Here is a 21,175-nt window from a genome sequence, read left to right as displayed (position 1 = left end):
GGCGGGCGGTTCTCGTCGCGGATTTCTACATCCGCTTGAGGACCGCCCGTTTGGCTGTCGCGAACTCCTCGTCGGTCAAGATGCCGGACTTGTGGAGTTCGCCCAGTTCGCGCAGGCGGCGGAGCAGGGCGTCGTGGTCGTCCTCCGGGGCGATCGCGGCGGGCTGCTCCGCCGCCTGCGCGGCTTCCGGGAATGCCGTGGGATGCGGGAGCCGGGCCTGTACCGCCGCCGCGACCAGGGCCATCAGCGGGTCCTTCTTGAAGCCCCACAGCTCGACGGAGTGGGGGTCGTACTTCGGTGGGGCCTTGGTCTCCGCGCCACGGACGGTGAAGCGGAGGTAGCCGTTCTCCAGGCCGACCGCGGGGTGCCACTCGACGGTGGTGAGGTCGGCGAGGGCGAGCGAGCGGGCGCCGGCGGCGGACTTGGAGTCCTCGGTCTTCCAGTTCCACTCCAGGCGTACGTGCTCGCCGTCGAAGCTCGCGGTGCCGTCGCCGGCGGAGACGGACAGCGGTACGGAGGGGCCCGGGAGCAGATAGCTGTCGACCGGGTCGGCCGGCACCCGGTCCAGAAACAGCGCGTCCCGGACCTCGTCGACGACGTACTCGGCGACGCCGTAGCGGTCGGACTCCACGGCGAGCTGGTAGGGGTCGTTCGGCTCGGCGAGCTTGCCGCCGGTCGCCTGGAGCAGCGGGTCGGCGCCGTCGCGCAACCGGAGCCGCAACCGCCCGCTCTTCTTGCCCTGTTCGAAGGAAATCCCCGCCAACGCTCCCAGCGGGACAGTCAGTTCACCCAAGGTCTTGCGGAGCAGGCTCACGTTCTTGTCGCGCCCGGGAGTCAGCCGCAGCGCGTCGCCGTCGAAGGTCCACGTCCCGTCCTTCTGGATGATTTCCGCCATGAGGGGGATTGTTTCACCGGGTCTGCGGAAGAGTGGTCTATACCCATCCGCAATTCGTTTGCAGGGTCCTTCGAAGGGAGCGCATGTGAGACAGCACAGAACGCCCCGCCTCCTCGGTACGCTGCTGCTCGTGGCGGCCGCCGGTATCTCAGTCGCCGGTGCGGCACACTCCGAGTCGGGCCGCACCGCGACCCCGCTCGGGCAGGTGGTGCCGGCCCCCGCCTCGGTCGACGCGGGCGGATCCCCGTACCGCATCACCGACAGCACGCGTATCCGGGTCGAGGACTCGCCTCAGGCCCGCCGGGTCGGCGCGTATCTGGCCGACGTCCTGCGTCCCTCCACCGGGTACCGACTGCCCGTCACCACGCACGGCACGGGCGGTATCCGGCTGCGGATCGCGGCGGGGTCCACGGGTGCCGAGGGCTATCGCCTGGACAGCGGGCACAGCGGCGTCACCATCACGGCCGCCGCGCCCGCCGGGCTCTTCCACGGCGTCCAGACGCTGCGCCAGCTGCTGCCCGCCGCCGTCGAGAAGAACTCCGTGCAGCGCGGCCCCTGGCTCGTCGCCGGCGGCACCATCAAGGACAGCCCGCGCTACGGCTACCGCGGCGCGATGCTCGACGTCTCCCGGCACTTCTTCGGCGTCGCGCAAGTCAAGCGCTACATCGACGAGTTGGCGCTCTACAAGGTCAACAAACTGCATCTGCACCTGAGCGACGACCAGGGCTGGCGCATCGCGGTCGACTCCTGGCCGCGGCTCGCCACGTACGGAGGGTCCACGCAGGTCGGCGGCGGGCACGGGGGCTACTACACCAAGGCCGACTACAAGGAGATCGTGCGGTACGCGGCCTCCCGCTATCTGGAGGTCGTCCCGGAGATCGACATGCCGGGCCACACCAACGCCGCGCTCGCCTCGTACGCCCAGCTGAACTGCAACGGGACCGCGCCCCCGCTCTACACCGGCACCGACGTCGGATTCAGCTCGCTGTGCGTGGCGAAGCCCGTGACGTACGACTTCGTGGACGACGTCGTGCGGGAGCTGGCGGCACTCACGCCGGGCAAGTACCTCCACATCGGTGGGGACGAGGCCCACTCCACCAGCCACGCCGACTACGTCGCCTTCATGGACAAGGTGCAGCCGGTCGTCGCCAAGTACGGGAAGACGGTGGTCGGCTGGCACCAGCTGACCGGGGCGCACCCGGTGAAGGGCGCGATCGCGCAGTACTGGGGGCTCGACGACACCAGTGCCACGGAGAAGGCGCAGGTCGCCGAGGCCGCGCGGAACGGGACGGGGCTCGTGCTGTCGCCCGCCGACCGGGTCTACCTCGACATGAAGTACACCGCGGACACCCCGCTCGGGCAGGACTGGGCGGGCCTGGTGGAGGTGAAACGGTCGTACGACTGGGATCCGGGCGCCTACCTTCCGGGAGCCCCGGCTTCGGCGATCCGGGGCGTCGAGGCGCCGCTGTGGACGGAGACCATCGTCACGGGGGCCGACATCGACTACATGACCTTCCCGCGGCTGCCCGGAGCGGCCGAACTCGGCTGGTCGCCCGCGTCGACGCACGACTGGGACACCTACAAGGTGCGGCTCGCGGCGCAGGGGCCGCGCTGGGAGGCCCTGGGGATCGGCTACTACCGCTCGCCCCAGGTGCCCTGGCCCACGGCGTAGACGGCCCAACGGGAAGGACGGGGCTCAGGAGGACCGTACTCCTGAGCCCCATCGGCCTCAGAGACCCGCGATCGGGTTCTTCAGGCTGCCGACCAGCTGGAGTGCGCCGGACGGATCGGCCAGGTCCACCATTTGCCTGTTGTTGCGCAGCTGGAGCCGGTTCAGGCAGGACAGCGCGAACTCGGGCGCGAACATGTCGTACTGCCGGAACTTGTCGGCGAGTTCGGGCGCCGACTCCTGGTACTCGCGTACGGACTCGGCGACCGTCCGCCAGAAGTCGTCCTCGTCGAGGATGCCCTCGCCGGCCAGGTCGGCCGCCAGGAAGCGGAAGAAGCAGTCGAAGACGTCCGTGAAGATGGACAGGAGTTTCTTGTCCTCGGGGACCTCGACGCGGATCCGCTCGACCACGGGCGGCAGCACCGCCTGCGGGTCCATGACGGCGATCTCCTCGGCGATGTCCTTGTAGATCGCGCGCTGCACGGCGCCGTCCTTGAGGACGAGGATGACGTTCTCGCCGTGCGGCATGTAGACCAGGTCGTAGGCGTAGAAGCTGTGCAGGAGGGGCGTGAAGTAGGCGCGCAGATAGCGGCGCAGCCACTCCACGGGGGTCAGCCCGGACCGCTCGATCAGCGCGCCCGCGAAGGAGGCGCCCGTGTGGTCGACATGGACGAGGGAGGCCATGGTGGCCAGGCTCTCGCCCTCCTGGAGCGAGGGGACCGGGCTCTCGCGCCACAGGGCCGCGAGCATTTTGCGGTACGGGGAGTAGCGGTCGGTGGCGGCCTCGTACTCGAGGTGGCGGTAGCCGACGGCGGCGCGTTCGCGGATGACCGACAGGCCGGTGGACTTGAGCACCGGGTCGTTCTCGACGAGCTGGGCCAGCCAGTCGTTGATCGCCGGGGTCGCCTCCATGTAGGCGGCGGACAGACCGCGCATGAAGCCCATGTTGAGGACGCTCAGCGCCGTCTTCACATAGTGCTTCCCGGGGCTGGTGGTGTTGAAGAACGTCCGGATGGACTGCTGGGCCAGGTACTCGTCGTCGCCCTCACCGAGGCAGACCAGGTGGCGCTGGGCGACCTCCGCCGCGAAGGTCACCGAGAGCTTGTTCCACCACTGCCAGGGGTGGACGGGGATGAGCAGGTAGTCCTCGGGGTCCAGGCCCTGTTCGGTGAGGGCGGCGGAGAACCGCTCGACCGTCCCGGCGCCCAGCTCCTCGCGCACGAAGGACTCGTACTCGATGCCGACACCCGCGGTGAAGGCGGCCCGGGAGCGGTGCGCGGCCAGCCACACCAGCCGGATCGGGCTCGCGGTCTCGGGCGCGTACGAGAGGTACTCGTGCACGCCGAAGCCGAGCCGCCCGTTGTTGGCGACGAAGCAGGGGTGGCCCTCGGTCATGCCGGTCTCGATCTCCTGGAAGGAGGCCTTCGCGAGCTCGGCGGACGGGATCTGCGGCTTGGTGAGTTTGAAGCAGATGCCCGAGAGGGTGGAGGAGATCTCCTCCAGGTAGACCGGCAGCACCTCGTCGCTCAGGCCCAGCGACGTCTTCAGCTCGATGAAGAAGTCGAGTGCGGCGAGCGGGAGTTCGGCTCCGTCGCGGTGGCGGGTGATCGAATCGGGGTCGACCTGCCAGTGGCCGAGGGTGCGCAGGGTGGCGGTGAAGCGGTAGCGGGTCAGACCGTCGTCGCTGCGGACGACGTACCCGCCGTCGCCGTCGGCCTCCGGAGTGATGAGGCGCTCGTGCGCGAACTCGGCGAGGGCCTTGCGGACGAGGAGGCGGCCCGCGCGCTCCCAGCGCTCGGGGGAGAGGTGGGCCACGGCGTCGGCGAGGCTCATACGGCCACCCCCGCCGCCCGCTCGAACCGCTCCCGGGTGCAGAAGCTCAGCAACGCCCTTTTCTCCGGCTTCTCTATCTCGCGCTCGGGCACGAACCCGACGGCTTCGTTCAGCGCGTGCACGGCCGTGTTGCGCACGTCGGGCTCGACGACGACCCGTGCGGTCGTCGGATCGGCGAACAGGTGCTCCATCACCGCGGTGATCACCGCCCGGGTGAACCCGTGCACCGGCGTCTCCGCCGGCGCGACCAGGAAGTGCATGCCGACATCTCCGGGCGCGGGCTCGTACAGACCGACCAGCTCCACGTGCGCCGGGTCGTACCGCTCCATCAGGAACACGGGTTCGCCGTCCAGCGACCCCAGGAACGCGTCGTGGTACTCGCCGGCCGCGATGGCCATGTACTCGCGCTCCACGTCGTGCAGTTTCGCCTCCTGCATCATCCAGAAGGCGGCCTTGGGATGCGTCACCCAGCCGTGCAGCAACTCGGCGTCCTGGAGGGGGTCGAGAGGGCGGATGGTGAAGGTGCCCACGCCGGTGGTCGTGTCTGTACGGCTCGTTGTGCTCATACGGCGAACTCCTGGAACGCGATCGTCTTCTCGACCGGGTAGTACTCGGTGCCGAGCAGCTCACGGATGATGGACGCGTTGCGGTACGGGCCCATGCCCAGGTCGGGGCTGGTGATGCTGTGGGTGTGGACGCCCGCGTTCTGGAGGAAGACGCCGCGGCCCGTGGTGTCGATGGCGTAGTTGCGGGCCACGTCGAAGTTGCCGCGGGTGTCGTAGCGCAGCCGGTCGCGGACCGGCTTCAGGAACGCGGGTTCGGCGTACTTGTAGCCGGTGGCCAGGATCAGGCCCTCGGAGCTCAGCTCGTAGTCCTTGCCCTGCTCCTCCTGGCGCAGGCCCAGGGTGTACGTGCCGTTCTCGTGAGCGGCCGTGTTCAGGGAGGAGTTGGTGAGCAGTCGCGTCGGGACGGGGCCGCCGAGGTTCTTCTGGTAGAGCAGGTCGAAGATCGCGTCGATCAGTTCGCCGTCGATGCCCTTGAACAGGCCCTTCTGCTCCCTCTGGAGGCGGTAGCGGGTCGGCTCGGGCAGCGCGTGGAAGTAGTCGATGTACTCCGGGGAGGTCATCTCCAGCGTGAGTTTGGTGTACTCGAGCGGGAAGAAGCGCGGGGAGCGCGTGACCCAGTTCAGCCGGTAGCCGTGGACGTCGATCTCGCTGAGCAGGTCGTAGTAGATCTCGGCGGCGGACTGGCCGCTGCCGACGAGCGTGATCGACTTCTTCGCCTGGAGCTCCCGCTTGTGCTGGAGATAGCGGGAGTTGTGGATGAAGTCGCCGCCGAGGTCCGCGCAGGCCTCGGGGATGTACGGGGGTGTTCCGGTGCCCAGGACCAGATGGCGGGCGCGTAGCACCTCACCGGCCGTCGTCCGTACGTGGTACAGATCGCCCTCGTACGTCACTTCCTCGACCGTCGTGCTGAAGCGGACGCTGCTCAGTTTCGAGGCGGCCCAGCGGCAGTAGTCGTCGTACTCGACCCGCAGCGGGTAGAAGTTCTCGCGGATGTAGAAGGAGTACAGCCGTCCGGACTCCTTGAGGTAGTTGAGGAAGGAGTACGGGGAGGTCGGGTCGGCGAGGGTCACCAGGTCCGACATGAACGGGGTCTGGAGGTGCGCGCCCTCCAGGAACATCCCCGAATGCCACTCGAAGTCGGGCTTGGACTCGAGGAAGACGCCGTCCAGTTCGGCGATCGGCTCGGTGAGGCAGGCGAGGCCGAGGTTGAAGGGCCCGAGCCCGATGCCCACGAAGTCGTAGGTCTTTCCAGTGGCTTCGACGGATTCAGGAAGCGCGGTCAAGGGACTCTCCCAGGTACTGCTCGGCGTGGCCGGCGATCAGACCGAGCACGGCGGCGATGTCGTCGGCCGTGGTCTCGGGGTTGAGCAGGGTGAACTTCAGGTAGTGGCGGCCGCCGACCTTGGTGCCCGCGACGACGGCGTCACCGGAGGCGAACAGGGCCTTGCGGGCGTACAGGTTGGCGCGGTCGATCTCGGCCGGGTCGGTGACGGCGGCCGGGATGAAGCGGAAGACGAGGGTGGACAGGGACGGCTCGACCACCACGTCGAAGCGGGGGTCGGCGACGAGCAGCTTCCAGCCCTCCTGGGCCAGGTCGCAGACCTCGTCGAAGAGTTCGCCGATGCCGTCGGCGCCCATCACACGCAGCGTCATCCACAGCTTGAGGGCGTCGAAGCGGCGGGTGGTCTGCAGGGACTTGTCGACCTGGTTGGGGATCCGCTCCTGGACCATGCGGCGCGGGTTCAGATACTCCGCGTGGTAGGTGGCGTGGCGCAGGGTGGCGGCGTCGCGGACCAGCACGGCGGACGAACTCACGGGCTGGAAGAAGGATTTGTGGTAGTCGACGGTGACGGAGTCGGCGCGCTCGATGCCGTCGAGGCGGTGCCGGTTCTTCAGGGAGGTGAGCAGTCCGCAGCCGTAGGCCGCGTCCACGTGCATCCAGGCGCCGAACTGGGCGCACAGCTCGGCGATCTCGGGCAGCGGGTCGATGGAGCCGAAGTCGGTGGTGCCGGCGGTGGCGACGACGGCCATGGGGATCAGACCGTCGCGCTCGCAGCGCTCCAGTTCGTGGGCGAGGGCGAGCGTCTGCATGCGCTTGTCGTGGTCGACGGGGATCGAGACGACGGAGTCCGCGCCGAGGCCCAGGAGTGTGGCCGACTTCTTGACGCTGAAGTGGCTGACCTCGGAGGCGAAGATGCGGAGTTTGGCGGCGGTGTCGCCCGGTTCACTCCCCGGCTTGGCCTCCTCGCGGGCCAGCAGCAGGGCCTGGAGGTTGGACTGGCTGCCGCCGCTGGTGAACACGCCGTCGGCGGCCGGGCCGAGGCCGATGCGCTCGTTGGTCCAGTCGATGAGCCGGCGCTCGATGAGGGTGCCGCCGGCCGACTGGTCCCAGGTGTCCAGGGAGGAGTTGACGGCGGACAGGACGGCCTCGCCGAGCACGGCGGGTATGACCACCGGGCAGTTGAGGTGCGCGAGGTAGCGCGGGTGGTGGAAGTAGATCGCGTCCCGGAGGTAGACCTCTTCGAGCTCGTCGAGGACGGCGCTGGTGTCGTGCAGCGGGCGGTCCAGGTCGATCTGCTCGATACGGGGGGCGAGGGCGTCGACCGTGACACCCGTGAACGGTCGGTCGGTGGTGGCGAGTTTGGCCGCCACCCGCTCGATTCCTTCGGTCACGGAGCGGCGGTACCGCTCCGCGGTCGTGTCATTGAGCAGGTGCGAGCGCATGTGGGGGTCCTCCGTGCGGGAGAGTCCGAGCGGGACGGGTGGGGCGAGGGCTGGGCCGGGACGAGAAGGGGGCGGGGTCCCGGCGTTCAACTTAGGTTAGCCTAACCTAAGTCGATCTGCGACCCCGCCCCACCTGTGACTTCTCGCGAACGGTCAGTCCTGCTCGCGCAGTTGCTCCTCGGTCAGCCCGCGCCGCCAGTAGCCGACGAAGGTGACCCGCCTGCGGTCGATGCCACGCTCGCGCACGAGATGACGGCGCATCTCCTTCACGCACCCGGACTCCCCCGCGATCCAGGCGTACGGGCTCGCGGTGGCCGGCAGCCGGGCGGCGCGTACGGCGTCGACGGCCATGGGGGCCCCGTCGTCGCGCACGAGCCAGGTGATCTCCGCCTCGGCGGTGACCAGCAGGTCCTGGATGTCCTCGGCGTGCTGGACCTCCAGCCAGGCCCGGACGCGGGTGTGGGCGGGCAGCGACTCGAGGATCGCGGAGGCGGCGGGCAGCGCGGTCTCGTCCGCCCACAGGACGACCAGGTCGGTGTCGGCGGGCGGACGGAAGCGGATCGCCCGGTTGTCCTCGATCGCCGGGCCGAGCAGTACGACGCGGTCACCGGCCGCCGCGCGGGAAGCCCACTGGGACGCGGGACCCGCGGGGACCTCGGCGTCCGGCTCCACACCGTGCAGGACGAAGTCGATGTCGATCTCGCTGGTACGGCCCCGGGCGTCCCGGCGCAGCGCCCGCAGCGTGTATGAGCGCATCACCGCCCGTTCGTCGTCGGGGAGTTCGCGCCAGCCCTGCCACCAGCTGTCGCCCAGCTCGTAGGGGACGGCGGGCTCGGTCTGGCCGGGGTGCGGCAGGAAGAGGGAGAGGCTCTGGTCTTGGCCGTGGGAGGCGAAGGCCACCAGGTCGTCACCGGCGAAGGTGATCCGGACCAGCGACGGGCCGAGCCGCCTCGTCCGTACGACCTGGAGGGAGAAGAAGCGGAACGGGGCGGCTATGGCCGTCGTCATGGGTGCTCCTGAGTCATCGTCAGGGGTTCACGTCTGGGTTCACTTCGCGGGTTCACTTCGCGGGTTCACTTCAGGGGTTCGCGGCAGGGATTCACCGCGGGGTGTCAGGCGACCTTCTTGGCCTTCTCGATCGCCTCGGCGAGGTTGTCGAGGAGCGGGGTGCACTTGTCGTACGACACGATCGGCTCGGGGGAGCGGGCGATGACCTGGCCGGCCTTGACGGCGGGCAGCTTCTTCCAGGTGGCCTCGGTGATGTCGGCCGGCTGGATGGTCGCGCTGCGGTCGTCCATGATGATGATGTCCGCCGGGTACTTGTCGACGTTCTCCCAGCTCAGGTTCTCGAACCAGCCGCCGCTGGCCTTCAGGGCCTTGGCGGAGGGCTCGACGATGTTCACGCCGAGCGCCTTGAAGTACTCCAGGTCGATGGAGAGGTTCGAGCCGGAGACGTAGAAGATGTCCTGGCTCGCGGAACCGGCGAGCACCTTGATCTCGGGGCGGGCCTTGGCCGCCGTGCGCAGCCGCTCCGCGGCCGTCTCGAACTTCTTCTTCGCCTCGGCGATCCTGGCGGACTTCTCGTCGGCGCCCAGCGACACGGCGAGCGCGAGCATGCGCTGCAACGACACGGGCATCTGACGGTCGTAGACGGAGATGCCGACGCTCGGGGCGAGCTTGAGGATCTTCGCCTTGGACTCCTCGGGGACGTACCAGAGGGTGCCCGCGGAATCGAACATGGTGGAGATCAGCACGTCGGGCGCGAGGGTCGCGTACTTCTCGATGTTGAACTGGCCCCACTCGTTGCCGAGGACGGTCAGCTTGCTGACGTCCATGTCGCCGGCCTGGACGTCGGCCTTGCCGTCCTTGGTCGTGGTCGGGCCGAAGACGCCCTTGGCCTCGACGCCGTAGTCGTGGAGGGCGGCGGCGACACCGGTGAAGGCGACGATGTTCGCCGGGACCTTGTCCAGCTTCACCGTCGTGCCGCGGTCGTCCTTGAAGGTCCAGGGGCCGGACTTGGCGGCGGCGGCCTTCGTCGACTCCGAGCCACCGCTTTTGCCGTCGTCGTCGCCACAGGCGGCGAGAACGGCGCCGAGACCGAGGGCGCCGCCGGCGGCGAGGATGCCGCGTCGGGTGAGGTGGGTGGCACGGGCGTTGGACATGTGTGTGGCTGCTTTCGGCACGGGGCGGGAGCGCCCGCCGGACGAGTTCGAAGGTAGGTTAGCCTAACCTCACCAATTGTCCAGGGTGCGTGGCGCCTACCGAAATCTGCGGGCTGCCTGGGTGACGGCTTGGTCGGCGAGGCTCAACTCCCGTGTGACACACGTCGTTTTCAGACATGATGCGCGCTCAACGAGACAAGTGCTGCTCGCCCGCCGGATCAAACCTGGATGCATCGGGGTATAGAGGGAGCTGATATGCGTAATGAACGTTGACTGGCTTAAGTAATGACGTCTTTACTCTTCGCTTACTGTAAGAATCCTGTGAGCGGAGTGAAAGCGGTGAAAACGGGGTGGGGCGTCGTGGCGCCCATGTGGAGGTCGCGAAGACTGTCCGGCCTGCTGTTAGGGGGCGTGGCCGCGTCGTTGGCGCTGTCGGCGCTGCCCGTACTCCCGGTTGGGACAGCCGTGTCGGCGGCTGCCGTGGACGCAGGGCCGGAGGTGGTGGGCGAGTCGACCGCGCTGGCCCAGGCGCAGGCTTCCGGTGAACCCGTAGAAGTGACGGCGGACCGCACCGAGTACTCGACCACCAGCGCCAATCCAGACGGATCGTTCACGCTGAGGCAGGCGACCACACCGCAGCGGGTCAAGAACAGCGACGGGTCCTGGAGCGCCGTGGATCCCACGCTGGAGCGTAGGGCCGACGGCCGTATCGCCCCCAGGGGAGCGGTCGTTGACCTTTCCTTCTCCGGCGGCGGTCCGGGTTCGGACATGCTCGACCTGGCCAAGGACGGCCGGTCGATCACCTTGGGGTGGGCCGGTCCGCTGCCCGAACCGACGCTGGATGGTGCAACAGCCACCTATGCCGAGGTGTTGGCCGGGGTGGATCTTCAACTGACGGCCACGGCTGAGGGCTACCGCGAGGTGCTTGTCGTCAAGACGTCCGAGGCCGCTCAGAACCCCGCGCTGGATCAGGTCAGGCTCGCGGCCTCGGGGGACGGTCTGACCGTGGTGCCCGGCGCCGGTGGCGGTCTCAGGGCCCTCGACGAGGACGGCAACGCGGTCTTCCGTGGGCCCGCCGGGCAGATGTGGGATTCCGCCGGTGGAACCGAAACCGGGTCGAAGACTCAGCTCTTGAGGTCCGCTGCGGACGTACCCGCGAACGGGGGACCGCGGGACGACCCTTCGCAGCCCGGTGACGGCGACGCCAGTGCCGTGCTACCGGTCAAGGTGGACGACGGCACCGTAGCTGTGCACCCGGACTTGTCATTGCTGCGCGGCACAGGCACGGTCTACCCGGTCTACATCGACCCCTCCGTTGGCCTGGGTGTCTCGGAGCGCACGAAGCTCTCCTCCGACGGCGACAAGTTCTGGATGTTCGACGGGGACAAGGGTGTCGGCAAGTGTGGCACCGCGGACGGCTACTCCTGCGGCAGCGGCTACGTAGACCGCATGTACTTCGAGTTCGCGCCCACCAAGCTGGCCGGCAAGTACGTGCTGGACGCGACCTTCCGCGCCCGTGAGACATGGTCGTTCAACTGCGATCCGCACTGGACCGACCTGGTGCGCACGGACAACATTTCCGAGGGCACCCGGTGGCCGGGACCCAAGCAACTCGACCTGATGGGTGACCGCTACGTCTCGGCGGGACGAGGCTCCCTGTGCAGCCCGGACCAGCCGGATGCGTGGATCGAGTTCAACGACAACCCCGATGAGCCGGACGAGAATCTGAAGAACACGGTCCGCTCGTTCGCGGATGGCAAGATCAGCCGTCTGACTCTGATGCTGCGGGCCAAGGACGAGGGCGATCCGCGGGCCTGGAAACGCTTCGACGACAGCGCCGAGCTGCAGGTCACCTTCGCCTACAAACCCGGTGTACCTACGGACGTCGGCCTCATTCCGGGCAATGGCACCACCGCGTACTGCAAGAAGTCGTCCACCGATCCGCTCATCGTGACGCGCAAGGATCCGATGGTGCAGGCCCGGGTGCAGACCCTGGTGGAGGCCCACAAGGGCAGCGAGGAGGGCTCCCTGCAGGCCGAGTACGTCATCGAGCGCGGTGACGACTCGCCCTGGCACGAAGCGTGGACCGGTTACATGCCGAACCCCGGTTGGCACCCCGACGAGACCCTGGAGAAGCTGCGCACCAACGACCGTGCTGATGGGGGCCTGTATCGCTACAGGGCGCGGACGCAGTCGCACTGGTCCTACGACGGCAAGAGCGGCGACCTCTGGTCCTCCTACAGCTCCTGGTGCTACTTCAAGATCGACTCGCTGGCACCGAAGATGCCCCGTATCACTGCCGTTTCCCCCTACACCGAGTGCGGCACACTCTGCGACGGTAAGGGAGGCCCAGGTGTGCCCGGTTCCTTCACCTTCCAGCCCAACGCCGCCGACATCGACGCTGCCGGGAACACCGACGTCAAGGCCTATGAGTGGAAGCTGCTGTCCACTCCGGCCCGGCAGGTAGCCGGCAAACTCAAAGCCGACGTCAAGGATGTGACACCTCCGCTTTCAGGCACCCAGGTTCTCTCGGTACGGGCCAAGGACGTCTACGACCGGTGGGGTACGCCCGCGGAGTTCATCTTCAAGGTGGCTCCAGCCGCAGGCGCGGTCGGCCGCTGGCACTTCGGCGACGGGGCACCCGGCTCCGGGGTGACGGTGGCGAAGGACACCGCCACCGAGGGAACCCGGCACGACGCCACGCTGCAGACCGCAGGCGCGGGCTGGTCCACCCTGGCGCGCCGCGGCGACGCCGACTACTCACTGTGGCTCAATGACGGCTCGGACGACACACTGCGCTCGGGTTACGCCGCCACCGCAGTCCCGGCCGTGAACACCAAGGACTCCTTCACCGTCTCGGCATGGGTCTACCTGACGGACGCCTCGCAGAACCGTGTGGTGCTGTCGGCGCCCGGCACATACGGGTCGGCGTTCACGCTGTACTACTCCACGAGCTACAAGAAGTGGGTTTTCAACCGCACCGCCGCGGACGTCAAGGACAGCCCGGTCTACCTGCGGTCAATCGCTGACGCCGGGCCGCAGCCGCTGAATGCGTGGACACACCTGGCAGCCGTATTCGACACAGGAAAGGACACGGACAAGACGAACGACACCATCCAGCTCTTCGTCAACGGCCGCCCACAGGGCAAGCCGGTGGTGTTGAACTCGTTGTCCACCGCATATCAGCCGTGGACGTCCTCGGCCGGTCTGCAGTTCGGCCGCTCCCTGGTCGGCGGCGTCTATGGGGAGAACTTCCGCGGGCGCGTCGACGAGGTCTCCGTGTGGCAGGACGCCCTGAAGCCGGAGCAGATCGCCGAGGAGGCGCAAGTCCTGCAGGACGGCGTTGCGGCCAACGAACTCGTGGCGTACTGGGACGCCACATCCTCGACCGGCAACCAAGTCAAGGAGGTGTCCCCCTACCCCGCGCCGGCGCTGTCACTGTCACCCACGGGGGCCGTGCTGGACGAGGAGAACAACGCCCTTGTCCTGGACGGAACGTCGGGCTACGCCTCGGCGACGGGCCCGGTGACTGACGAGACCGGCTCGTTCACCGTGTCGGCGCACGTGAGGCTGGACTCGTTGAAGCTGGCGTCCAAGCCGGTGGGCTATCAGGCCCAAGTGGCGGGACAGGCGATCGGCGGTGAGTCCTCATGGGCGCTGTGGGTGGTCAAACCCGACACCGGCGTCTACCAGTGGAAATTCACCCGCACCGCCGTCGGAACGGATGGCAAGGTCACCCAGAGCGCGGAGGTGGCCGCCGGTGATGTCGCCGAAACGGACACGGGGGTTGATGTCACCGGCGTCTTCGATGCGCAGGAGGGGTGGCAGTGGACCGACCCGGGCGATCCGTCCAGGACCGAGGATCGGATGGGGCAACTGCATCTGTACGTTGGAGAGTTCGAGCAGCCCGGTGAGGACAGGTCAGGGTTCTCCGCGCTCCAGCAGGGCACCGGAGCTCTCTCCGCAGGCGGCCGCGGCACGGCTGTCGGATCCACGGGCTACTACCTGCCCGGCGCCCTGGACTCGCTGAGGGTCTGGACCGGAGCCATGACCGCCGACCAGGTCCGCTCACAGGTCCTGGCTACCCCAGACAACATCTGAGCCCAAGCCATCGTCCATCGCCGGGCGGCCCGCGCCGTGAGCGCGGCCGCCCGGCAGCGGTGGCACGTGCGCTGTTCCTCTTCTTTCTCCCATCCAACCCAACGGCACGCGCCGGGCTCAAGGCTGCCCGCGTGCAGGAAGAAGTCACATGAACCCCTTCGGCATACCACGGCCTGGACCGGGCCGCGGTGGCGGAACAAGAAGACGCTGGTCCCGCCGCATAGCCGCGGCCACCGGACTGGCCTTGGTTCCCGGCCTTCTCACTCCCGTCGCCTTCGCGGCGGACGCTGATCCGCTGGGCGACCCCGGACTGAAGGCGCCACGCGCCGCCAAGGTCAGCCCGTTCACCGCCGAGGTGAACAAGAAGGCCGCCGACACGGTGAAGAAATCCGCCGCGGCGGATCAGGCCGCGGCCGCGCGGGCCCACCTCGACCAGCGGCGACGGACCACTTGGCCCACATCGGGCAGGACGTCCCTGAAGGTCCCGTCGAAAGGCACGGTCAAGGCGGCCCCGGGTGCCCTGCCCGTCACTGTGGCCAGGCCCGCCAAGGGCAAGGCGGCCGCGTCTCTGACGGTGCAGGTGCTGGACCAGAAGGCGGCACGGTCGCTCGGTGTCAAGGGCGTGGTCCTGAAGGTCACCGGCCCCACGGGCGGTGGAAAGGCCCGCCTCGGCTTGGACTATTCGGCCTTCGCCTCGGCCTACGGCGGCGACTGGGCCGGGCGCTTGCAACTCTCCCGGCTGCCGGACTGCGCTCTGGATGATCCGTTCAAGGCGAAGTGCCGCAAGCGTACCGGCCTCGACTCCAGCAACGACCGTGCGAACGACCGCATCTCGGCACCGCTGAGTCTTGTGTCCAACGGCGCGCCGATGATGTTGGCGCTCGCGGCCGGTACCGGCGCCAAGTCGGGCAGCGGTGACTACAAGGCGACCTCGCTGTCCGCTTCGTCGACCTGGGAGGCAGGGGGTTCGTCGGGCACGTTCACGTGGTCGTATCCGCTGCGAGTGCCGCCCGCCGCAGCGGGTTCCGAGCCCGCCCTGTCGATCTCGTACGACTCTGGCAGTGTCGACGGGCGTACCGCGAACACGAACAACCAGGGCAGCCAGATCGGTGAAGGTTTCGACCTGACCTCGTCCTTCATCGAGCGCAAGTACGGCTCGTGCGATGACGACGGGCAGAGCGAGAAGTACGACCTGTGCTGGAAGTACGACAACGCGTCGTTGGTGCTGAACGGCAAGGCGACGGAGCTGGTCAAGGACGACACCACGGGCAAGTGGCGGCTGAAGAACGACGACGCCTCCACGGTCACCCACTCCACCGGCGCGGACAACAACGACGACAACGGTGAGTACTGGACGGTCGTCACGGGCGACGGCACGAAGTACGTCTTCGGCCTGGACAAACTCGACGGTGCGGGCGCCGACGACCGCACCGAGTCGGTGTGGACCGTGCCAGTGTTCGGGGACGATGCGGGGGAGCCCGGATACTCCGACGGGACCAGCTTCTCCGGCCGGGACAAGAAGCAGGCCTGGCGCTGGAACCTCGACTATGTCGAGGACACCCACGGCAACGCGATGTCGTACTGGTACACGGCCGAGCACAACAACTACGACAAGCTCGGCGATGACAACACCGGTACCGACTACGTCCGCGGTGGCTACCTGAAGGAGATCCGTTACGGCCAGCGCGCCGGCGCGCTCTTCTCAGCCTCTCCGGTCGCTTCGGACAAGGTGGTCTTCACCTATGACGAGCGCTGCCTTGCCTCGGGCAGCGGTTGTGACTCGATGACCAAGGACACTCGCGACAACTGGCCGGACGTGCCGTTCGACGCGGTCTGCAAGGACGATAACAAGTGCACCGGCAACGTCAGCCCGGCGTTCTTCACCCGCAAGCGGATGACGGCGATCACCACCTATGCCTGGAACGAAGCGACTTCCCCCCCTGCCTTCGAGCCGGTGGACGTGTGGTCCCTCAAGCAGCTGTACCTCGACCCCGGTGACACCGGCGACTCCACCGACCAGTCCCTGTGGCTGGATGAGATCAAGCACACTGGCAAGCGCGGCACGGACCTCTCTCTTGATCCGGTCAAGTTCAGCCATGTGATGCTGCCTAACCGAGTCGACGGCGCGGCTGACGACATCCTGCCGTTGAACAAGCCTCGCCTGAAGACCGTCACGTCCGAGACCGGCGCGCAAACGATCGTCACTTACATGGACGCCGACTGCACCGCGGGCGGCAGCAAGCCGAAGGTGGACGAGAACGCCAAACGCTGCTACCCGGTCGACTGGTCTCCCAACGGGGAGAAAAACCCCATCCTCGACTGGTTTCAGAAGTACCCGGTCAGCTCGGTGTCCACCACCGACCCGCAGGGCGGCTCCGAAGCCGTCCAGCACACCTACCAGTACTCCGGTGGCGGTGCCTGGCACTACAACGAGGACCCGATGACTCCTGCCAAGGAGCGCACCTGGTCCATCTGGCGCGGCTTCGGCAAGGTCACCCACCTCACGGGCAATTCCGGGCGCACGCAGAGCAAGACCGTCACCGTGTACATGCGGGGCATGAACGGAGACCGTGTCCTGGGCTCGGACGGGAAGACCCCGGACGCGGATGCCCGTAAGCCGGTGAAGGTCTCCGGCATCAAAGCCGCGGAGATCACCGACTCGGACGAGTACGCGGGATTCACCCGCGAATCGGCCACCTACGACGGTGACACCGAGGTCTCGGGCACGATCAGCGACCCCTGGTCGAAGCGGACGGCGACCCAGCACAAGTCGTACGCGGACACCGAGGCGTACTACGTGCGCACGGTGGCCACTCACGCTCGTACGAACATCACCAGCAAGCTCACCCCGTACGACCGGGTGCGCACGGTGAAGACCACCTACGACGACTACGGCATGGCCGACACCGTCGAAGACCAGGGTGACGACGCGGTCAAAGACGACGAGAAGTGCACCCGCACCTGGTACGCCCGAAACGACGACAAGGGTCTCAACTCCCTTGTCTCGCGCACCCGTACCGTCGCCAAGACCTGTGCCACCGCCGACTCGGCGCTCGACCTGCCCGGGGACTCGTCGCGTCCGGGCAACGTCATCTCCGACACGGCGACGATCTACGACGACACCGCGGCCACCGTCTGGTCCGCGAGCCAGAAGCCGACCAAGGGCGATGCGGTCTGGACGGGCCGGGCCAAGGGCTACGGCAGCGATGACACTCCGGCCTGGCAGAAGACCGCGACGAGCTCCTACGACACTCTGGGCCGTCTGCGTGTGGTCAAGGACGCAGGCGACCGGCTCGTCGCCGACACCACGTACGTTCCGGTCGACGCAGGACCGCTGACCTCCACCAGCGCCAGCAACTTCAAGGGGTACACGACCACCAGTGCGGTGGACTTCGCCACTGGTGCGACGGTGAAGAGCACCGACCCCAACAACAAGGTCACGGAATCCGAGTACGACAGCCTCGGACGTGTCACCAAGGTGTGGCTGCCCAACCGTCTTACGGTCCTGAAGAAGACACCGAACTACGTCTACGACTACAAGATCACAAGCTCGGCCATGTCCTGGGTGTCCACCAGCGCTCTCAAGGGTGATGGCTCCGGCTACAACACGAGCTACACCTTCTACGACTCGCTCCTGCGTACCCGGCAGACCCAGTCCCCGACCCCGCAGGGTGGTCGGCTCATCTCCCTGGGCCTGTACGACTCGCGAGGGCTGGCCATCACCCAGCAGTCCGACATCTGGGACAGCACCTCGACGCCGGCGTCCACGCCGGTCGAAACCTCCGAGGGTCAGGCCCCGATCCAGACGGACACGACCTACGACGGCGCCGAGCGTGCGATCAAGGCGGTGACCAAGGTCCACAGCGCGACCCGGTGGACCACCGAGACCACGTACACCGGTGACACTGTGTCCACGACAGCTCCTGCGGGCGGTCAGGCGACGGCGGTGGTCACCAACGCTCTGGGGCAGACGACGGAACGCCGCGAGTACCCGGGCCCCAAGCCGACCGGTACTGCTTACACCACGACCGACTACACCTACCGGCCGAGCGGCCAGCAGGAAACGATCACCGGCCCCGATCAGTCGAAGTGGTCGTACGAGTACGACCTGTTCGGACGCCAGACCGCGGCCGTCGATCCGGACAAGGGCAGGGCGGCGACCGAGTACAACGTCCTCGACCAGGTCACGAAGACCGTCAACGCCAACAAGGCTAACAACACACTCCTGTATGAGTACGACGATCTCGGCCGCAGGACCGGCATGTGGAAAACCGACAAGACGGATACCAACAAGCTCGCGGCCTGGGGCTTCGACGCTGTAGCCAAGGGACAGCAAGACACCGCCACGCGCTATGACGGTGGGGTCGTCGGCAAGGCCTACACCCAGAAGGTCACGTCGTACGACAACCTCTACCAGGTCACGGGAAGCCAGCTGCTCCTGCCTGAGACCGATCCGCTGGTGACCGCAGGCGTGCCGAAGACGCTGTCGTTCACCACCAGTTACAACCTGGACGGCACCGTGGATCAGTCCGCAGCACCGGCGGTAGCCGGCCTCGCGGCGGAGACGGTCAAGTACGGCTACAACTCCACCGGCCAGCAGCTCACCTCAAGAGGGACGACGGGCTATCTCCAGGGCGCCGGGTTCTCTCCGCAGGGCGACCTGGCGCAGCTCGCCCTGGGCATGGACGGGGGTGATTCGGCGAAGAAGGCCTATCTCACCTGGCTCTACGAAGAAGGCACCCGGCGTCTCACCCGGGCCCAGGTGACGGACGACGTTCACAGCTACCCGGTCCAAGACCTGAACTTCAAGCAGGACGACGCGGGCAACGTCACGTCCATCTTCGACACCACCACCCAGGGCGGCATCGCCAAGGCCGACTACCAGTGCTTCGCCTACGACGGCTACAGCCGTATGACCGAGGCCTGGACGCCAAAGAGCGCGGACTGCGCCGCGACGGGCCGCGCGATGTCCAACATCGACGGCGCGGCTCCGTACTGGACGTCCTACACGTACAACGCAGGTGGTCAGCGCCAGACGGAAACCCAGCACGCGACATCAGGTGACAAGACCACCACGTACAAGTACGACGACACCACGGACAACAAGCCCCACACGCTGGACAAGACGACGGGCGCCACGACCGGTAGTTACGTCTACGACAGCACGGGCAACACCATCACCCGTCCGGGCCCCGCGGCTCAGCAGACGCTGGCCTGGAACACCGAGGGCAAGCTGGCGGGGCTCACCGAGGGCACGAAGGAGACCAGCTACCTCTACGACGCCAACGGCGAACTGCTGATCCGGCGGGCGAAGGGCGACGGGGACACGATCCTCTACCTGGGGGGCGGCACCGAGGCGCGGCTGACAGTCAAGGGAACGACGAAGACCCTGTCAGGCACCCGCTACTACGCGGCCAACGGCCAGACCATCGCCTGTCGTACGGCGGTCTCCGGCACCACGGGCACGAAGCTCAGCTTCCTGGCCGGGGACCATCACGGCACGTCGAGCGTCGCGTTGGACGCGAGCACGTACGCGATCACGAAGCGCTACAGCTCGCCGTTCGGCGGATCACGCGGTACGAAAGCGACCACCTGGCCCGACGACAAGGCCTTCCTCGGCAAGCCGGCCGACGCATCGACGGCCCTGACGCACGTCGGCGCCCGCGAGTACGACCCGTCGATCGGCCAGTTCATCAGCGTCGACCCGGTCCTCTCGGTCGATCAACACCAGTCACTCAACGGTTTCAGCTACGCCGGCAACAGTCCCGTCACCCAGTCCGACCCCACGGGTCTGCAATACCCCGCTGACCAGGGAAGCAGCGGCGGCGTGAACGGCACCGGGTGCTATTTCGTCCTTCAGGACCCGTGCGGCGGCGTCACCACCAAGCCCGGCGGTGGCGGTGGTGCGGGCGGTAGCGGCTGCTACTACGTGCTGGCCGATGCGTGCGGAACTGCTGGTGGGGGAGGCGGTGGCGGAACATCCCACACCAGCAGCTCCGGGAACGTGATCGTCTTCGCTGAAGTTCCGCAAATGAAGGAGGCACCGAGGCAGTACGTTTGGCAGGCCCCGAACGGAGTGTGCGTCTGGGCAGCAGCCAGTAGTTGCGAAACCGTTCAGGAGAGCCAATCGGTGCATGCGGACGACATCGAAGACCTGCCGTGCCCTTCCGGCGAATCCAAGTGGGTCTGCAGCGCCCGCAACAGTCTTTACAAGTTCGGTGTCATGACTGGGATGACCGGTGGATCTCTTGGCTTCTTCGGACTACGGTCAGGCACTCGTTGGAATCAGACAGTACGTCTCCCGGAAGGCTTGACTAGATCACAATTCTCTGACATTGGACAAGTGTTTCGAAAGGGCCTCAACCTCGAGGCAGACGTCGTAGTACAGGGCAGTCGTGTGACGGCGAACATGACGGGAGCATCGGACCTCGACATTGCCGTGCGTGTGACGCCGGAGACGTTCGACGCCATGGTTGCCAAGCGCTGGTCGAACGTGAAGTCCGATTCCGCGAGGGCACGCACCAGAGACCGGGCGATCGAGACCGGTAAGATCACGGCGGGTGACTCTATACCAAAGCTCAGCGGGTTACGCAGTCAGGTCCAGGGCATTCTGGGTGACGAAGTGGACCACGTCGATGTATCGATCATCAAGATGGGAGGAGATTTCGACAATGGACCATTCATCGGCATCAGGTGACGAGCTTGCCGGTATTGGCCTGGACTGTTCCATTTATATCGACTCGGACAACCGGGAAGCGATCCTGCGCTGCGTCGCACACAGCCTCGGAGGCAGCATCGAGGCATCCGATATGGTCAGGGCTTCAGCAGTCAAGGCGTATGTTGCGCACAACGATTACGAGATCGACTCAGCGAATAGGTCTGATTTCGTGGCCTGGCCGTCTGTCGTAGAGTGCGAGCAGGCTTCAGGAGCTAGCGCAGAGGCGTTTGTGAACGCCATTGGCGAGTGCCTGAGTGCCCTATGGCATGCGGGTTTTCGAGCCGTCGCCGCATGCGAATTCGAGGATCGCCTTCCGCACTCTGGGGGGGTCGATCTCTTCAGCTGATGCGGCATACCCGGCGGCCTACCCTCGTGGTAGGCCGCCTGTCGCGGCTAATCCCTCGAAGGGGTACGGCGGGCTGATCTGATATGTCAGTGCTGAGCGCGCCGAGAGGGTTAAAGACGGAATATCAGAACACGCCTGGGTATCGGATAACACGAACCTGC

The 21,175-nt window shown here is 67.1% G+C and carries 11 protein-coding genes; 4 read left to right on the top strand and 7 right to left on the bottom strand.

Annotated elements, in window-relative coordinates:
* Positions 1-25: 25 nt before the first annotated feature.
* The gene (locus ACFZDJ_RS06380; protein WP_391056514.1) at positions 26-895 is read right to left on the bottom strand and encodes a DUF4429 domain-containing protein; all 870 of its coding nucleotides are present in this window, start codon (positions 893-895) and stop codon (positions 26-28) included.
* An 85-nt stretch (positions 896-980) separates the two neighbouring features.
* On the opposite strand from ACFZDJ_RS06380, the gene ACFZDJ_RS06375 reads away from it, so the two are divergent.
* A complete protein-coding gene (locus ACFZDJ_RS06375) occupies positions 981-2,567 on the top strand; it encodes a family 20 glycosylhydrolase (RefSeq protein WP_391056511.1) in 1,587 nt (528 codons plus the stop codon).
* Between the two features lie 57 nt (positions 2,568-2,624).
* Here ACFZDJ_RS06375 and ACFZDJ_RS06370 read toward each other — a convergent pair whose 3' ends face one another.
* The 6 genes from ACFZDJ_RS06370 to ACFZDJ_RS06345 all read right to left on the bottom strand — a co-directional run bounded on the left by ACFZDJ_RS06370 (position 2,625) and on the right by ACFZDJ_RS06345 (position 9,849).
* Positions 2,625-4,397, bottom strand: coding sequence for an IucA/IucC family protein (locus tag ACFZDJ_RS06370; protein WP_391056509.1), 1,773 nt, complete (start codon positions 4,395-4,397; stop codon positions 2,625-2,627).
* Positions 4,394-4,963, bottom strand: a complete 570-nt coding sequence (locus ACFZDJ_RS06365) for a GNAT family N-acetyltransferase (protein WP_391056506.1) — start codon at positions 4,961-4,963, stop codon at positions 4,394-4,396. The genes ACFZDJ_RS06370 and ACFZDJ_RS06365 overlap by 4 nt, the downstream gene beginning before the upstream one ends.
* A complete protein-coding gene (locus ACFZDJ_RS06360; RefSeq protein WP_391056503.1) occupies positions 4,960-6,246 on the bottom strand; it encodes a SidA/IucD/PvdA family monooxygenase in 1,287 nt (428 codons plus the stop codon). Before ACFZDJ_RS06360 ends, ACFZDJ_RS06365 begins: the two co-directional genes overlap by 4 nt.
* Positions 6,230-7,687, bottom strand: coding sequence for a lysine decarboxylase DesA (desA, locus tag ACFZDJ_RS06355; protein ID WP_391056501.1), 1,458 nt, complete (start codon positions 7,685-7,687; stop codon positions 6,230-6,232). Before desA ends, ACFZDJ_RS06360 begins: the two co-directional genes overlap by 17 nt.
* A 153-nt stretch (positions 7,688-7,840) precedes the next feature.
* Positions 7,841-8,695: a siderophore-interacting protein gene (locus tag ACFZDJ_RS06350; protein ID WP_391056499.1), complete on the bottom strand. Its 855-nt coding sequence runs from the start codon at positions 8,693-8,695 to the stop codon at positions 7,841-7,843.
* Between the two features lie 104 nt (positions 8,696-8,799).
* Positions 8,800-9,849: an ABC transporter substrate-binding protein gene (locus ACFZDJ_RS06345; RefSeq protein ID WP_391056497.1), complete on the bottom strand. Its 1,050-nt coding sequence runs from the start codon at positions 9,847-9,849 to the stop codon at positions 8,800-8,802.
* A 369-nt stretch (positions 9,850-10,218) separates the two neighbouring features.
* On the opposite strand from ACFZDJ_RS06345, the gene ACFZDJ_RS06340 reads away from it, so the two are divergent.
* The 3 genes from ACFZDJ_RS06340 to ACFZDJ_RS06330 all read left to right on the top strand — a co-directional run bounded on the left by ACFZDJ_RS06340 (position 10,219) and on the right by ACFZDJ_RS06330 (position 21,014).
* Positions 10,219-13,950, top strand: a complete 3,732-nt coding sequence (locus ACFZDJ_RS06340) for a LamG-like jellyroll fold domain-containing protein (protein WP_391056495.1) — start codon at positions 10,219-10,221, stop codon at positions 13,948-13,950.
* Positions 13,951-14,098: 148 nt separating this feature from the next.
* On the top strand, positions 14,099-20,647 hold the full coding sequence (locus ACFZDJ_RS06335) for an RHS repeat-associated core domain-containing protein (protein ID WP_391056493.1): 6,549 nt from the start codon (positions 14,099-14,101) through the stop codon (positions 20,645-20,647).
* A complete protein-coding gene (locus tag ACFZDJ_RS06330; RefSeq protein WP_390927021.1) occupies positions 20,622-21,014 on the top strand; it encodes a hypothetical protein in 393 nt (130 codons plus the stop codon). The genes ACFZDJ_RS06335 and ACFZDJ_RS06330 overlap by 26 nt, the downstream gene beginning before the upstream one ends.
* The last annotated feature ends 161 nt before the right edge of the window (positions 21,015-21,175 follow it).

The sequence above is a fragment of the Streptomyces sp. NPDC007896 genome, assembly GCF_042959425.1.
Classification (GTDB): Bacteria; Actinomycetota; Actinomycetes; order Streptomycetales; family Streptomycetaceae; genus Streptomyces.
The sequence above is the reverse complement of the archived record's forward strand: the minus strand, read 5'-3'. Positions and strand labels throughout refer to the sequence as shown.

Bases quoted from the DNA above. Each gene is read 5' to 3' on its own strand.
- ACFZDJ_RS06365 (WP_391056506.1), bottom strand. From the start codon at position 4,963: ATGAGCACAACGAGCCGTACAGACACGACCACCGGCGTGGGCACCTTC.
- ACFZDJ_RS06350 (WP_391056499.1), bottom strand. From the start codon at position 8,695: ATGACGACGGCCATAGCCGCCCCGTTCCGCTTCTTCTCCCTCCAGGTC.
- ACFZDJ_RS06345 (WP_391056497.1), bottom strand. From the start codon at position 9,849: ATGTCCAACGCCCGTGCCACCCACCTCACCCGACGCGGCATCCTCGCC.
- ACFZDJ_RS06380 (WP_391056514.1), bottom strand. From the start codon at position 895: ATGGCGGAAATCATCCAGAAGGACGGGACGTGGACCTTCGACGGCGAC.
- desA (WP_391056501.1), bottom strand. From the start codon at position 7,687: ATGCGCTCGCACCTGCTCAATGACACGACCGCGGAGCGGTACCGCCGC.
- ACFZDJ_RS06330 (WP_390927021.1), top strand. From the start codon at position 20,622: ATGGACCATTCATCGGCATCAGGTGACGAGCTTGCCGGTATTGGCCTG.
- ACFZDJ_RS06340 (WP_391056495.1), top strand. From the start codon at position 10,219: ATGTGGAGGTCGCGAAGACTGTCCGGCCTGCTGTTAGGGGGCGTGGCC.
- ACFZDJ_RS06370 (WP_391056509.1), bottom strand. From the start codon at position 4,397: ATGAGCCTCGCCGACGCCGTGGCCCACCTCTCCCCCGAGCGCTGGGAG.
- ACFZDJ_RS06335 (WP_391056493.1), top strand. From the start codon at position 14,099: ATGAACCCCTTCGGCATACCACGGCCTGGACCGGGCCGCGGTGGCGGA.